General features: G+C 44.4%; 9 protein-coding genes. All 9 read right to left on the bottom strand.

Annotation, left to right across the window (positions count from 1 at the left end; all coding sequences use genetic code 11):
• Positions 1-11: 11 nt before the first annotated feature.
• The 9 genes from ACTW1R_RS06035 to ACTW1R_RS05995 all read right to left on the bottom strand — a co-directional run bounded on the left by ACTW1R_RS06035 (position 12) and on the right by ACTW1R_RS05995 (position 15504).
• A complete protein-coding gene (locus ACTW1R_RS06035; RefSeq protein WP_156236891.1) occupies positions 12-548 on the bottom strand; it encodes a potassium-transporting ATPase subunit C in 537 nt (178 codons plus the stop codon).
• A gap of 41 nt (positions 549-589) precedes the next feature.
• Positions 590-2620, bottom strand: coding sequence for a potassium-transporting ATPase subunit KdpB (gene kdpB, locus ACTW1R_RS06030; RefSeq protein WP_325836273.1), 2031 nt, complete (start codon positions 2618-2620; stop codon positions 590-592).
• Between the two features lie 12 nt (positions 2621-2632).
• Positions 2633-4309, bottom strand: a complete 1677-nt coding sequence (gene kdpA / locus ACTW1R_RS06025; protein ID WP_270290500.1) for a potassium-transporting ATPase subunit KdpA — start codon at positions 4307-4309, stop codon at positions 2633-2635.
• A gap of 258 nt (positions 4310-4567) precedes the next feature.
• Entirely contained in the window at positions 4568-10498 is a 5931-nt protein-coding gene (locus ACTW1R_RS06020) for a bacterial Ig-like domain-containing protein (RefSeq protein WP_489927522.1), read from the bottom strand.
• Positions 10499-10526: 28 nt separating this feature from the next.
• Positions 10527-11255, bottom strand: coding sequence for a LytTR family transcriptional regulator DNA-binding domain-containing protein (locus ACTW1R_RS06015; protein WP_375806308.1), 729 nt, complete (start codon positions 11253-11255; stop codon positions 10527-10529).
• Between the two features lie 657 nt (positions 11256-11912).
• Complete coding sequence (locus tag ACTW1R_RS06010) at positions 11913-12956, bottom strand: WxLIP family cell surface protein (protein ID WP_375806307.1); 1044 nt, start codon at positions 12954-12956, stop codon at positions 11913-11915.
• A gap of 111 nt (positions 12957-13067) precedes the next feature.
• Positions 13068-13715: a WxL domain-containing protein gene (locus tag ACTW1R_RS06005; protein ID WP_005225652.1), complete on the bottom strand. Its 648-nt coding sequence runs from the start codon at positions 13713-13715 to the stop codon at positions 13068-13070.
• Positions 13712-14020 carry an EF2685/EF0750 family sortase-dependent surface protein gene (locus ACTW1R_RS06000; RefSeq protein ID WP_375806306.1) on the bottom strand — a complete coding sequence of 103 codons (309 nt, stop codon included), beginning with the start codon at positions 14018-14020 and terminating at the stop codon, positions 13712-13714. Before ACTW1R_RS06000 ends, ACTW1R_RS06005 begins: the two co-directional genes overlap by 4 nt.
• A 14-nt stretch (positions 14021-14034) precedes the next feature.
• Positions 14035-15504, bottom strand: a complete 1470-nt coding sequence (locus ACTW1R_RS05995) for an adhesive domain-containing protein (protein WP_375806304.1) — start codon at positions 15502-15504, stop codon at positions 14035-14037.
• Between the last annotated feature and the right edge of the window lie 71 nt (positions 15505-15575).

The raw sequence follows: 15575 nt of genomic DNA, 5'->3' as shown, positions 1-15575 counted from the left end.
GATGCTTCCCCCTATTCCTCGGGTATTTGATCGAGCTGCTGATTCAAGGTCATGATATTGACGTATTCTCTCGTGGAGAACAAATCAGCTACTTTATTCCTGTTTATTATATCATGAATTATTTGTTCATCGATGCCTCTTGTGTCAGCGATTCGTGGCAGTTGAAAAAGTGCCGCTTCGACACTGATATCAGGATCGACGCCACTACCCGAAGCGGTCACGAGATCGATCGGCACACTGGTTTGGGTTGGGTTTTCTGCCAGCAACGTCGCTGTCCGCTCAGCTACAGTCTTTTTTTGGGTCGTATCATAGGGCGACAATTGTGAAACGGTTTGATCACGCCCTTGGAAGTAACCTGCTTGGTCAAAAGGTTGCGCAATTAGCTCAGATCCTTTGACCGCTCCGTCTTCCACGATTTGACTGCCGTTGGCTTGATGGGCAAAAAAGACTTGTCCGACACCAGTGACCAACAATGTATAGAGACCGCCAAATAGCACGGTACTAACTAGTAAAAATTTGATACTGGCAAAGAGGGTGTTCTTCATCATGTTTTCCTCCTAAATGACTCCTTGACTCTGATGGATTTTTCTTATAGCAGAACAGCTGATAAAAGCAAATCTACTAGCTTGATGCAAATGAATGGTGCGATGATGCCGCCTAGGCCGTAGACGACCAGATTGTGCCGCAGCATTTGGCTGGCTGGTTTTTCTTGGTATTTGACCCCTTTTAACGCCAAAGGAATCAAGGCGATGATCACAACTGCATTGTAGATGACTGCGGACAAAATCGCAGTTAAGGGACTACCAAGATTCATGATATTCAGCGCCGCGAGTTCTGGATAAATCGCATAAAACAGAACAGGGATCACTGCGAAATATTTGGCGATATCATTTGCGATACTAAAGGTCGTCAAAGCCCCACGGGTCATCAGCAGCTGTTTACCAATTTGGACTACTTGCAGTAATTTGGTAGGGCTGGAATCAAGATCAATCATATTGCCCGCTTCTTTGGCTGCTTGCGTACCAGTGTTCATCGCCATTGCCACATCGGCTTGGGCGAGTGCGGGGGCATCGTTGGTTCCATCCCCCGTCATCGCCACCAAATGCCCTTTTTCCTGATATTCGCGAATCAGGTTCATTTTGTTTTCTGGTGTTGCTTCGGCTAAGAAATCATCGACGCCCGCTTCGGCGGCAATAGCAGCTGCCGTCAAAGGGTTGTCCCCAGTGATCATGATCGTTTTGATACCCATCTTGCGCATGTCGGCAAATTTTTCTTTAACCCCGTTTTTCACGATGTCTTTTAAATAAACGACTCCGAGTACTTGGCCATTTTTCACTACGACCAATGGAGTTCCACCAGCCTTAGCGACTTTTTCTACGATCTCGTCACACACAGTGGGATAGGTATGCCCTTTTGCCGTCACATATTGCTTGATCGTATCCGCAGCTCCTTTACGGATCTCATCACCACGATAGTCGATCCCAGACATCCGTGTTTTGGCACTAAAATCGATCCAATGAACATCGGCTTGCTGAAACTCCCGCTCACGAATATTGAAGGCTTCTTTGGCTAAAATCACGATACTGCGGCCTTCCGCCGTTTCATCGGCAAAGGATGCCAACTGCGCTGCATCTGCCAACTCTTTGGCGGTGACCCCTGGTACTGGCAAGAACTCACTGGCACGGCGGTTTCCCAGAGTAATGGTTCCTGTTTTATCCAGCAGCAAAACATCCACATCTCCTGCTGCTTCAATCGCGCGTCCACTCATGGCGATGACGTTTTCTTTGGTCAAACGACTCATTCCAGCGATCCCAATCGAGGAAATCAAGGCGCCGATCGTAGTCGGGGCAAGACAAATCAATAAAGCGATCACGATCACACTGGAAATCGCCGTTCCCCGACCAGATAACTGACTGCTAAAATCGGTAAAAGGAATCAATGTGATGGAAACTGCCAAGAAGATGATGGTCAGTGTCACTAAGAACAGCTGCAAGCCAATCTCATTGGGTGTTTTTTTCCGTTGTGTCCCTTCCACCATCGCAATCATCTTATCCAAAAAGGAATGGCCATTTTCAGCGGTCACTTTGATGACCAAGTAATCGGAAACGACTAACGTTCCTCCCGTGACTGCACTGCGGTCGCCACCAGACTCACGAATGACAGGTGCTGATTCTCCTGTGATGGCACTTTCGTCCACCGAAGCAGCACCTTCCACGACATCCCCATCGGCAGGGATTTGTTCGCCAGATGGAACGTACACCAAGTCGCCTTTTTTCAAATCGGAGGAACGGACTTCGATAAAAGCCTCTTTGGCGACATCTTCCAGGGACATGACTTTGTAGGTCATGATTTCTTTTTTGGCTTGCTTCAAACTATCCGCTTGTGCTTTGCCGCGCCCTTCTGCCACTGCTTCGGCAAAATTGGCAAACAACAAGGTCAACCATAAGAAGATGGTCACACTGATGCTAAACCACAACGGGACCGTTTGTTCTTGAAAACATAGAATCGTTGTCAAGATCGCCCCTAAGTAAACCACAAACATTACGGGGTTTTTGATTTGTTGGCGAGGATCCAATTTCTTAAAGGATTCGCCGATCGCCCATTGATAGATTTTTTTCATTTTTTCTCTCTCCTATTTCGTTGTAAAGAAGTCTGCGATTGGGCCTAAAGCCATCGCTGGTAAAAAGCTCAGTGCACCGATCACGATGATCACAATGATCAGCATCGTGACAAAGACTGGACTCGTGGTTGACAAGGTTCCTTCATTACGAACGGTTTTCTTTTTGGCCCCCATGTTTTCTGCCAGATACAAAATAGCTGCGATGGGAACGAAACGTGAAATGAACATCAAGATACTACCCAAACTATTTAGGAAAACAGTATCTGCGGTCAAGCCGCCAAAGGCACTCCCGTTGTTGTTGCTGAAGGAAGTTGCTGCATACAACAGTTCGCTAAAGCCATGGGCGCCTTGGTTGGTTAGCCAGCTCATGATGTCAGGATGCAAAGTCATCAACATAGCCCCGAAAAGCGTCAGTAGCAATGGCGTCAAAATAACGATACTCGTCATTTTAATGTCAAAAGCTTCGATTTTTTTGCCGATATATTCTGGTGTTCGTCCCACGAGTAAACCAGCGATAAAGACCGTCAATAATAGAAAAGCGATCATGCCATAAAGTCCGCTACCGACACCGCCAAAGATGATTTCCCCCAGCTGCATCAAGAACATTGGGATCGCACCCCCGAGTGGTGTGAAACTATCCAGCATGGCATTGACTGATCCACTGGAAGCGGCGGTGGTACTCACTGCCCAGAGACTCGACCAACCGACACCGAAGCGTACTTCTTTGCCTTCTAGATTGGCATTCCCAAGCACTTGACTGAATTGCGGTCCATAAGCTTCACTGATCACTACACCAATAAAAGCCAGGATCAAAAAGACGGTTGCGGTGATCAAGATCGTACGTCCTTGTTTCCACTCTTTGATCCAAAAGCCAAAGGCAAAAATCAAAGCAGCTGGCAGCAACAAGATCGCTAAGTTTTCTAAAAAATTACTGAACATCGTTGGGTTTTCAAATGGATGAGCAGCGTTGGCGCCAAAGAAACCGCCGCCGTTGGTCCCTAATTGCTTGATGGCGATTTGACTCGCTACTGGTCCGAGCGCCATCCAAAAGGATTCCCCCTCAAATCCATTGACTTCCACGCCGCTGCTCAACGTTTGGACAACGCCTTGAGACAGGAGTAAGATCGCTAACATCAATGAAAGTGGCAAAAGGATATAGAGCAAGGAACGGGTGATGTCTTGCCAAAAATTCCCTACCGTACGTTTTTGTTTTTGCTGCAGCCCACGAATCAAGGCACACAGTACGGCTAGTCCTACTGCCGCTGATAAGAAATTTTGCACCGTTAATCCTAATGCTTGGGAAAGATTGGTCAGTGCTTCTTCCCCAGCGTAAGCTTGCCAGTTCGTGTTCGTCACAAAACTGACGGCGGTGTTCAATGCTAAGTCAAAGGACATATTCTCAACGGCTGCCCCTTGCGGTAACCAATGCTGGACCATCAATAATCCGGTCAAGCCGATGATGGAAAAGACACTGACGGCCAAGACTGAGAATAGATAGGTTTTGGCGGTCATTTCTTTTTTGCTGACCGAACCAATCACTCGATAGGTCAACCGTTCAATGGGTTGAATAAAGCGGACAAACCGCGGTGTTTTTCCTTGCATGATTTCTTTGATATACCAGCCCAAAGGAACCGCTGCTGCTAGTAAGATCAGTAAAAATAAAAAGCCTTGCACAAAATAGCTACTCATCGTTCTCCCCCCTCAAACAAGTACCAAAAGAGATAGATCATTACGATCACTCCGATTATTCCTAAAACAAGATTCATATTCTTCACTCCTTCATGACGTAAGCATACGCAAAAAGAAATAAAAATAGTGTAAATCTTCTGCTAGCATCTTTATATCTTCTTTATACGGCTGCTTATCGGATAAGAAAACCGCAATACAGCAGGTATTAAAAAAACAGCGGATATTCTTCACGATATCCGCTGCTAGAGTCATTGCGACTTATTTCGTTTTTCTGCTTTTGTTCGTGTGTTTCTTACGAAAGAAGACGATCCCCGCTAGAGCAACAAGGCTCACTCCTGCAATCGAATAGCCTTGAGTGATGGCTGTACCAGTCTTTGGTAGCACCCGTTTGTCCTTTGCGGTCGCTTTGGTTTGTTTGTCAGTCTGCCCTTCATCCGTTGGTTTTTGTTGCCCTTTGTCAGAATCATCTTTCTCTGGCTGCTGATCGTCCTCCTCTGGTTCTTCTGCTTTTTCAACGACTTTGATCGTCGCTGTGGCGGTGACTGCTTCTTGTGAGCGAGTACCAAATAAACGTGCGAAAAAGTTAGGAGTTGCTGCTTCATCAGTGACGATTGAATAAGTGACTTGATAGGTGCCCGTTTTCTTCGTATCCACCGAACCGTCCACCAGTAGTTGCTCCAATGCGAGTGACTTACCGTCACGATCTGTAGCGGAGACAAAATTGTCGGCTGCTGTCCAGTTGTCACCGACATAAATCACGCTATCTTTCACAGTCACAGACGTTTGATCTGCCAACACGGTGATCGTGGCAGTTGCTTCGGCTTTGCCATTTCGATAAATGACTTGGTATTTTCCAGGCACATCAGTATTGACTGTACCGCTAATCAATACTTGATCATAATCGACTGCTTGTCCGCTTTTATCTGATGCCGAGACAAAATTATCGACGGCTTGCCATTTCTCTCCTTCATAGATTGTACTATCTTTTGCTACGACCGTTTCTTCGTGAGCAACCACAGTGATTGTCGCTGTGGCGCTGACTTTTCCATTCGTATAAGTGACATCGTATGTGCCTTCTTGATTGGTATCGACGGTACCAGTAACGATTACTCCTGATAATTCAACCGTTGCTCCCGTTTTGTCTGTGGCTGAGACAAAGTTGTCGGCAGCTTCCCAATCGTCGCCGACATACAGAGTACTGTCTTTGGCTTTGACACTCGTTTGATCTGCCAATACGGTGATCGTCGCTTTCGCCTCGGCTTTGCCATTGCGATAAATCACTTCATATTTCCCTGGTGTGGCGCTATCGACCGTGCCTACTGTTGTGATATCAGTCAGTTTTACTGCGTTGCCGTCTTTGTCTGTTGCCGACACATAGTTGTCGGCGGCTTGCCAGTCATCGCCTTCATAAATCGTACTATCTTTAGCGACTACGGTTTCTTGGTTCGCAACGACTGTAATCGTCGCCGTTGCTTTGACATGACCATTTTGGTAAACCACTGGGTACTCGCCTGCTTTGGAGGTGTCGACTGAGCCACTAACGGTTACTCCTGAAAATGGCAGGTTTGCTCCCGTTTTGTCTGTGGCTGAGACAAAGTTGTCGGCAGCCTCCCAATCGTCGCCGACGTACAGAGTACTGTCTTTGGCTTTGACACTCGTTTGATCAGCCAATACGGTGATCGTCGCTGTTGCTTCGGCTTTGCCATTGCGATAGGTTACTTGGTATTCTCCTGGTACTTTCGTATCCACTTCACCACTGGTGGTGACTTTTGCCAAGCTTAACGGTTGTCCCTTCTTATCCGTTGCTGAAACAAAATTATCCGCAAGTTCCCACGCATCTCCAACATAAAGTGTACTATCCTTCGCAACGACTGTTTCTTGATTGGCAACCACGGTGATCGTCGCTGTTGCTTTTTGATTGCCGTTTTGATAAACCACTGGATATTGACCTTCTTTGGAAGTATCAACGGCTCCACTAACGGTCACATTTGAAAATGGGACATTCGCTCCTGATTTGTCCGTTGCCGAAACAAAGTTATCCACCGCATGCCAGTCGTCCCCGACGTATAAGGTGCTATCTTTTACTTTGACTGATGTTTGATCAGCCAACACGGTGATCGTGGCTGTTGCTTCGGCTTTGCCATTGCGATAGGTTACTTGGTATTCTCCTGGTACTTTCGTATCCACGTCACCACTGGTGGTGAGCTCTGCCAAGCTTAACGGTTGTCCTTTCTTATCTGTTGCTGAAACAAAATTATCCGCAAGCTCCCATGAATCTCCAACATAAAGTGTACTATCCTTGGCAACGACTGTTTCTTGATTGGCAACCACGGTAATCTTCGCTGTTGCTTTTTGATTGCCGTTTTGATAAACCACTGGATATTGACCTTCTTTGGAAGTATCCACGGTTCCACTAACGGTCACTCCTGAAAATGGTACATTCACTCCTGTTTTGTCCGTTGCCGAAACAAAGTTATCCACCGCATGCCAGTCGTCCCCGACGTATAAGGTGCTATCTTTTACTTTGACTGATGTTTGATCAGCTAACACGGTAATCTTCGCTGTCACTTCGGCTTTGCCATTGCGATAAATGACTTGGTATTCTCCTGGTGTGTCCGTATCAACTTCGCCGTTGATGGTCACTTCTGCGATTGTCACTGCGTTGCCGTCTTTATCCGTTGCCGATAGAAAATTATCAGCTGCTGTCCATGCATCGCCCACATATAACGTGCTGTCTTTGGCTGCTACTGTTTCTTGGTTGGCAACCACGGTGATCGTCGCTGTTTGGCTAACACTGCCGTTGATGTATTTGACCTCATAGGTGCCAACGTTTGTCGTGTCGACCTCGCCATTGACTGTGATTTCCGAGAAGGTCAACGCATTGCCGTGTTTGTCTGTCGCTGAAACAAAGTTGTCTTCAGCATGCCATTCATCTCCCACGTAGATCGTGCTATTCTTGGCGTCGATCGTTGATAAATCTTCTTCTGGTGTGATACCGACAGAAAGATGATTGCCTGTCCGATTCACTTGGATTTCTTTACCAAGCTGAAGCTCCTGCGGCACAACGTAGCCTTCTGGGACGGAGGAAACATAAAGCGTATAGGTCCCCGTATAAATATCAACTAATTGATACTCCCCCTTCTCATCTGTTACGACAGAAATGACATCCCCAGTCAACTGATTCCAAAGCATCAATGTAACGCCTGCAATTTTCTGAGTTGGTTCTTCGGTATTATAAACATCAAGTGACGCACTAGTTTTGTAAATGATCCCGTTTGAGTCACCTGCCGAAAATTGCAGGTTAGTCACCGTCGAAGTAGCCGTCCGTTTGGCTTCCGACAAGGTATCAATCGTATCAGAAACGATCGTTGCTGAAGCTGAGATTTGGCCGGCGTTTTGTGAAAGTACGTTGTAACTGATTTCGATATTTTTCGTTAGAACATAGTTTGAAAAGACAAGCTGTACGTCCCCATCAACTTCTTTGACTTCGTAGCTGTCATCTGGCACATTCGAAACATTGATTGAACCTAGATCGATTTCACCATTGGTATTTCCCAATGATTTAAGAAGAATCGTTGGATTGGCTACCTTTTTCGAGCCATCATCGATATTTTTTGTTGTGACCTTGACCTGCGTCATGTTTTTCGTATTATTGACGGTATTTTGCGTAATACCAATAATATCTGTCGCCGTATTGGATACTGAAACTGTGGCTGTGCCTTGCTGATTATTAGATAACGGTTCTTTTGCATAACCAGGTACATAAATCGTACTCATTTCCTGCCATCCATTGGCGTATTGATAAGCAATAATGTAGCGCCGATTGGTCGTCCCAAAATCAAAGGTATAATAGTTGGTTTCTTCATCATGGGTGATCGTTGGATAATTCGGATCGCTTTCCTTCATGGCTTGGTTATCATAATAGCCACGATCCCAATACTGTGGATAAATGCCACTGACTTGTTCATTGGAAACATCGATGATCGAAAACACGACATCGGTATTTTTCGGTACGTGAGTTTCAACGGTCAAATCACTGATGGTATCTTGACGCGCGTTGACTAAAAACTGATTCTTACTGCTTTGGAGCGTGCGTTCAGAATACAGTTTCCTACCGGTATAGACGGAGGTGTGAACCGTATCAAGTCCGGTTGCGGAAGCCGTGATGGGAATTGTTTCTTTAGGAATAGACTGGGACGGTGCTAAACTGTCCGGCACGTAATTGAAGCCAATATCAAATTGAACGGAATAGGTAATGGGCGACGAAAAAGTGACCATCGTTCCTCCTGCTACTTCTTCAATCGTATAATCTTTTCCTAATGAGTAATAAAAGCTGACCTTTGGCAGCTTTCTAAAAGAAAGATACTCTGGATGTTCAATAAAGAGCTGTAAATTCTCAATAGGTTGTGAGCTACTGCCTTCGATGTTGATAGAGGTATCACTCATGTAGGCACCATTTTGATCGTAATTTCCCCAAGCCGTTTCAGCGTTATTGGGGTTAAGCACACTGATTGGTTCGACATAGTTGTCTTCAACGATTTTGAATTCTTGATTGGTGATCAATGGTGTCGAGACAGTGAGAATGATATCTTTCTGATTGAAGGGTACGGTTATTTCCGTGGAACCAAGAGCGAGATTGCTGTCTTTTGTAGCGGTCACAATCAGTTTGTCCCCATTATTTTCGACGGAAAAATAATCAGCAAAATTTACATTTTGATAATAAACGTCTCTTGCTGTCAACTGTTTCGCCGTGATCGGCTGTCCGTTTTGACTCGAAAGAATGATTTGTTGACCTGCTTTCATCTCCGTCGGCATTTGATGAATTGATACATAGTAGTTTCCTTTAAAAAGGCCATTCATAAAATTGGCAGAAGCAACCCCCATATAATACCTAGAATCGACTTCTTTTTCATCTTTGCTGGTTTTTGCGATAAAGGAAAACCCTCTGTTTTGGGCAGTTGTTTGTTTTAGCTGTACCGAACCAAATCCGGTCGTTGGATATCCTTTTGAAAAAGAAGGCGTATAATCCGTCAGCTCGGTCAAACTCATGGTGAATTGATAAGAAACACCATAAGCCTTTTGTTTGTCCATCTGTTTGATTTCAACAGCAGTATTGTAGAGACTATTTGAGGTAATTGTGTAGTCTGCCCCTTCGACTAAGGCTGTTTGTGTTTCTGGCTTGATCTTTCCTTTGATATCCACTTCATAGCTGAAGACTTTTAACGGTTGCGTTTCAATCTTTTTGAAGGAAGCACCCGGTGTATCAACCAATCGTAATGAGAGGGTCTCTGTCCCAGACAACATCCGATCAACGTTGTAGTAGACCATTCCTTCCATCCCAAAGACATTTTTTTCTGACACATATTGAATCGGGTCAACTTCTTCATACAAATCAATGGCGTAGCTTGTCTGGTTTTGATCGCCGATCTCAATGGTGAGCTGAGGCTTGTCTTCTGAATAAAGATAACTAGTCAACTCGATCGAAAACGAGGCATCGTGAACGGATTGGTTAAAGGTGATCGTTAATTGATGGGCGGCACTATCTACTGCCCACGAAGCATTGATTGCTTCATTTGTTCCTTGCACATCACTAAAGCCAAGGCCTTGCGGCAAGTCAAAAACAGCAGTGGTGCCAGCGAAATAATCTTTGTCATTGATTTCAAAATCCAATTTCAGTTTCACTGGACTATTGTTTAAGATTCGTGTTTCTTCCGTTTGACTGAACTCCTCACCAGCAATCGTCAGTAATGTGCCTTTTTCTAAAAGCTCTTGTCCATTGATGCGGGTGCTGACACGAGCACTCTTTTCGGTTTCTTTTGCCTCTTTCGATTCAATTTCTGAAGAACTTGTTTGCGTCGAATCTGTAGTATCTGCTGTATGCGTTGAAGAAGTTGTAGCAGGCGTTTCACTTTGACTCGTTGTTGCTGCATCCGTCTTTGAGGTTGCTTCGCCGCTTTCTTCTGAAGAACGATCCGTTTGAGTAGTCTCAGTTGTTTGCGCGTCGCTTGTGTTTGTTTCATTGGCAACGCCGCTGGTTGATTCCAGCAGATGATTTGAGTTATCTAAAGTACGAATGGTTTGTTCCTGTGCCGTGGTTTCCGCAAGCGCCATGACCGGAGTGATCACTTGGGACAGACCTAAAGCGGTAACAACAATGCCATGACGAATTCGTTTATTTCTCTTTTTCATTTTTTTCCTCCACTAAATATATGTAGTTTTAACTAATTGCCTTACGAATTTTTTTCCCGACTTCTAATTCTTCCCCATTAAAAAAGCAAAGAACATTGTTTGTTCGATCAATAATTTTGATTTGTCGCGCATTAATAATGTACGATTTGAATACTTTATAATACTCGGGCAAATCTAGCTGTTTGACGACCTTTAACGAAGTTTCAAGGCACTCAACTGATTTTTTTTGATGGAATACGATTCGGTTTCGCTCTCCTTTGATCGTTGTAATATAGTTGATTGCTTCTGCATCAACCACCATCAACTCTCGTTTACTGACGATTTTTAATAAGTGCTTTTTTCCGAGTAGTGATCGTTTGACTTCGATCGCTTCCGTTAATAAATTTCTTAGCTGCATTGCCACCTCCTTTTCTTCTGTATCGATGATTCCTAAAGGACAGATAAGATTCAGTTTCTTGATTTCGATTTTGGACGCATAGGCACCATAAAAAGCAATTTGACACTTTTTGCACTGCTCCCTCAATCGCCCTGCTAATTGAAAGCTTCGATCAAATCCCATCATTTCAATGGAAAATAAGAAGAGATCGTTCACATCTGTTAGGTATCCGTCAAGAAAAGAAGCTAGTTCGTCCGGTGAAATGATCTCCACCATAGAATAAGGAACATGACTTTCAGTGATCATTTTTTTCATCACATTTCCATTAAAAAAGTTGTCATCTACTATATAAACAGCGAAATTGCTCAAATTTGCAGACATCTTAATTCTCCTTTTCACATCATTTCTAATTGTATTCTTAATTAAAAATGCCTGCTTGCACTTTCAAACGGATTAACGAAACGTTTATGCAAAAAAGGTAGTTTAAATTAAAAACAAAGTAAGAAAAGACTTTATAATTGGTCTAAACCTATTATAGTAAAGGAGACCCCGACGTACTGCTTTCTTAACACATTTATAAGTCAGAAAGCGCAAACAACAATAATAACTTATGTTTTTTTAATTAGTTTAACTCGTTAGCTATTCCAAAGCTTATCGACTACTTACCAGCCTTTCTAATGATTTCCAAAAAAATAACCTTTGTTCGAATAAAATATTAATCGTTATTTATTCTTCATTTTTTCGCAAAAAAAAGCTACCCTTCTCTAGGGGCAGTCCGGTCATGGGTAATCAACTGTTTCCTCTGAAGATTTTCCATCAAAATAAAAGTGATCGTTAGCTGCTGCAAGATGCAATCAAAAAAATTTTCTACTTAATTTACCATATCGAATCTTCTTGGACACGACAAAAAACCATTTATTTCGAACAATAAATGGCCTGTTTGCTGCTTTTATTATGCTTCTGATTTACATGCATCCCATGAATTTTACTTGTTTTCTTTTTTTCCTTCTATATTAATAAGGAATTTCTTACAAGTGCTCATGGGGTTTTATCATCTGTTTTTTTTAATGCTCGTTTTAGTTTTCGATTATGCCAAATCAAATAGGCGATGATCAGACATAAAACACCACCAATCGATAAATAGAGAAGGATCGGCGAAGCGGTTTCTTCAATACTGACATCTTGCTTGTTTCTTTCTTGCGCTTCTTGACTTTCAACTTGGAAGGTCGGTTCTCCTTGCCATTGTTGATCAGCTGCTTTGAGGGTCGTTTTTATTTCATACTCTCCTGATTGCAGTTCGTTTCCATCTAATGGCAGTGCGTAATTCATTAATGCATTGGGCGCTAATTGGATCTCTTTTTCCCCTTTGATCGCTGTTGCTTGCCCATCATGAAACACTTCGTAAGCAAGCGTGGCCTTACTAAGATAATTTGCCGCTGTATTTTCCACCGCTACGATGATGACATTGCGGCGATTGATTTCTTCCAGATGGGCTTTCTCAATCCGGACCGCTGGTGGGATGTCGGTCTCTTTGTTACGGAGCAACACCGCCACTTCTCTGGCTAGTAGGTTTTGGACATTTCCTTGAAATTCTTCACTGCCGGTTTGCTGGACGTATAGTCCCCCTGCCAAAATCCCATCAAAGGATTCAGATGGCATCTGGACTGTCAAGGTGATTTCTTTTTGCTCATTAGGGGCTAATGAGAGGGTTTCATCACTTAAGGTGACGAGTTCTTCGATCGCGTACGGAGCAGAAGGCGTTGCTTCCTCATTTGCCCCAGAGTACTCAACGATGCCCGTCATGTTCGTGACCGCTCGATTAAAGGATAGCTGTAGATTGATTGGTTGCTCGCTTTTATTGGAAACCATGACCGCTAGTTTTTCTTCTGCCTTGGGCTCCAGCAACAAATCATAGTACATCAACTCTTTGTCCCGCTGTGATTCTGGCAATTTGATTTGAACATCGAAGGTATCAAGCGAATCTGCTGCCCCCGTAATGCTCGTACCAATGAAAAATAAGACCGTTAGAATACTTACTACCCAATACTGAAATCCTTTGCCTCGAACTTTCTTCTGATGCATCCTGTCAGATCCTTTCTACACAAAATAGGAAAGAAAAATCAGCTAGCATAAAAAGCAGCCGCTCAGGCAAGCTGCTTTTTTTCTGCTAACTGTTACGCAATGACTACTGCCCTATGGGGTCGTCGGCGCACTGCTGATCGTCCAAACGAGGGTCGTTTGGTAGGTTGCTGATTGTTTTTCCGTATTGGCTGGGATCGAAAGGGTAAATTGTTCTAAAGGCATCGACGTTTCACCGATCCCTTCGCCAGCATTGGCGGTCAAGAACGCATACTCATTGTTGATCGCCGCAAAATCAAGCTCGCCATTGGCAATATCACTGGTTCCTGTTGGCGGCGAACTCAAGTTATTGGTCAACGTCCCCGTATCTACCGTTAATACCGCACCGTCCAACGTGCTGTCTCCTGCCGTAAATTGGGTTGCTTGCCGTACTTTGATCGCCCAAGAAGAGTTCGCCTGTCCTCGGTTATCGCTGACCGCAACTGCCCCTCTTTGCAGCGTTGACCCATCCCCAGGTAGTCCAGTTCCATCCGTAGTAGCCACCCACGTTTCGGCATTTTCTGTTTGGATTTCATGGGCACCAAAATCTAAATTCGTTGGTAGCTGCGTATTGGGATCACTCCCGCCTTTATCCGGGTCAAACACGATGCCCCCAGAGGTATATTCTACGACACCAGTCGTGTCATCTGCTTGCACTGTCGCACCAATGCTAAGTGCAGTCAATACCCCCAATGCGCCTATTATCGATTTCTTTGAAATCATTTTGCCATCCTCCTTTTTTTGATGCAAATGATCAATGTCAGACTAGTGAAGAATCCGCCTATTACGGGCAACCAAAAGTGATTGGTTTCTGCAAGCTGTGGCAGCGGTTCTTCTGCGTTAGTGACCGTTTCTTCACTGGTTGGTGGTTCAATTTCTTCATCAATGGAATCACTGCTAGCTGTTTCCGTTGGTCCTTCATAAAACTCAATGTTGCCGGTCGTCGTATTGGCTACTGCTGATGGAACGATACTGGAGAAACTGCCGATCATCAAAATCAGAAGCAGCACAAGGGAATTTTTTTTCATTCTGCTCTTCCTTTTCAAGGTGTATCGGAAACGGTCCATACGACTGTGGCGCGATACTGACCTTGAAATTTCGGTGTTTTCTCAGGTACAAATAAATTGAACTGGGAAAAATTAACAGTCAGTCCACCAGTCGATGCCGCATTTTCCAACGTCACCACATTTTTTTCGACATTTTGCTGCAGAGCAATCGTTGCATTATCAGGTAAAACCACTCGACCGTCTGTAAATGTCGAATTGACAGTTCCAAGCTGAACCCTTAATTCGGCAGCTGGCAATGTTCGCGTGCCATTGACCCAATTGGTGGATTGTCTGACCTTGACTTGCCATTTTTTCTGACGATTGCGGGTATCATTGATCCGTAAAATCCCAGTTGTAGCTGCTGCGCTTTGGTCGCCGTTGGCGGTTGCCCGCCATGTCTCACTCTTTTTCGTTTGAATGGCATGTCGGCCAAAATTCAGCTGAGTCGGCAGATTCGTCCGATCCATCGTCAGTGCTTCGACCATGAAATAAATCATAGTTTGGCGACTGCTGATATTTAGCGCACTAAAGTTCAAGAGATTGATGTCCGTCGGCTTTGCCTTCAACACAGAAGCCGAAAAATTGGCGGTCCAATTTGCGGACAACTGTCCTGGACCCGAAAGTAGCGTCGGAATTTGAACATCCGTTGCTCCTAAAACGGCTGCATCCGCCATTTGTTCTTGGACGGTTGCCAAATTGTTCAACGCTGACGTCACGGTGCTAAGCAAGGTATTCAGCAATCCTTGCAGCAATGCACGAACAACGCCCCCAATATCGATGCCGATCACTCGGATCTGGGTATTTTGAATCGCCGTGCTTAAATTCCGTAAAATTTGCGGGACATTGGTTCCTAAAATGACACCGAGGTTCGAACTCATATTGGCATACAACGCTTCTCTTTGGGTGGTGAACTGCAACGGACTGCTTATTTCTACATTTCCTAAATTACCAACGGTTTTTAGCAAGGAAATTTGCTGATTGACAGCTGTTAAATCGATTTGCACGATCCCGAGATTGAGATTTAAGGAGCTGGTCAAGGAATCAAGCGCTGTTAAGATCGCATTCAAAAGCGGGACATTGGCAATATTGACTGTGGTCGACGTTTTGATAGCTGCTGATCCATTGGCACTGATGCGATTTCTCAACTCTGTGGGGATCGCCAACAAAGCAAATTTATCCTCACCGTTGACATTGACAGAAGCGTTCAAGCCCCCGTTCCCTTTGATCGAAAAAGTCACTGGTCGATTTGTCACACTGCCTGGCCAAGGAGCACTTGCTGAAGTACCACTTGTATTGACACTCGTTAAATTGCTTAAAATTTCCACATCCAATACGTTCACTGCCGCCTCGGCTTCTTTGGTCGTTGTTAAAAGATACAAATTGACGAAACTGATGCTGGTCAACAAGAAAATCAACTGAGCGATCGTCCATTTGTAAAAGCGTTTTTCCCTCCTTCTGCTTTCCATACCATTTCTAACCCTTTCTTTACGAAACGATGATCAATGCTTCAACATTTTGATTCACTAGAGATACCAGC

The sequence above is a fragment of the Enterococcus sp. R12 genome (assembly GCF_058135755.1).
The sequence above is the reverse complement of the archived record's forward strand: the minus strand, read 5'-3'. Positions and strand labels throughout refer to the sequence as shown.

Excerpts from the sequence above, each read along its gene's own strand:
- ACTW1R_RS06035 (WP_156236891.1), bottom strand. The coding sequence starts at position 548 with ATGATGAAGAACACCCTCTTTGCCAGTATCAAATTTTTACTAGTTAGT.
- kdpB (WP_325836273.1), bottom strand. The coding sequence starts at position 2,620 with ATGAAAAAAATCTATCAATGGGCGATCGGCGAATCCTTTAAGAAATTG.
- kdpA (WP_270290500.1), bottom strand. The coding sequence starts at position 4,309 with ATGAGTAGCTATTTTGTGCAAGGCTTTTTATTTTTACTGATCTTACTA.
- ACTW1R_RS06020 (WP_489927522.1), bottom strand. The coding sequence starts at position 10,498 with ATGAAAAAGAGAAATAAACGAATTCGTCATGGCATTGTTGTTACCGCT.
- ACTW1R_RS06015 (WP_375806308.1), bottom strand. The coding sequence starts at position 11,255 with ATGTCTGCAAATTTGAGCAATTTCGCTGTTTATATAGTAGATGACAAC.
- ACTW1R_RS06010 (WP_375806307.1), bottom strand. The coding sequence starts at position 12,956 with ATGCATCAGAAGAAAGTTCGAGGCAAAGGATTTCAGTATTGGGTAGTA.
- ACTW1R_RS06005 (WP_005225652.1), bottom strand. The coding sequence starts at position 13,715 with ATGATTTCAAAGAAATCGATAATAGGCGCATTGGGGGTATTGACTGCA.
- ACTW1R_RS06000 (WP_375806306.1), bottom strand. The coding sequence starts at position 14,020 with ATGAAAAAAAATTCCCTTGTGCTGCTTCTGATTTTGATGATCGGCAGT.
- ACTW1R_RS05995 (WP_375806304.1), bottom strand. The coding sequence starts at position 15,504 with ATGGAAAGCAGAAGGAGGGAAAAACGCTTTTACAAATGGACGATCGCT.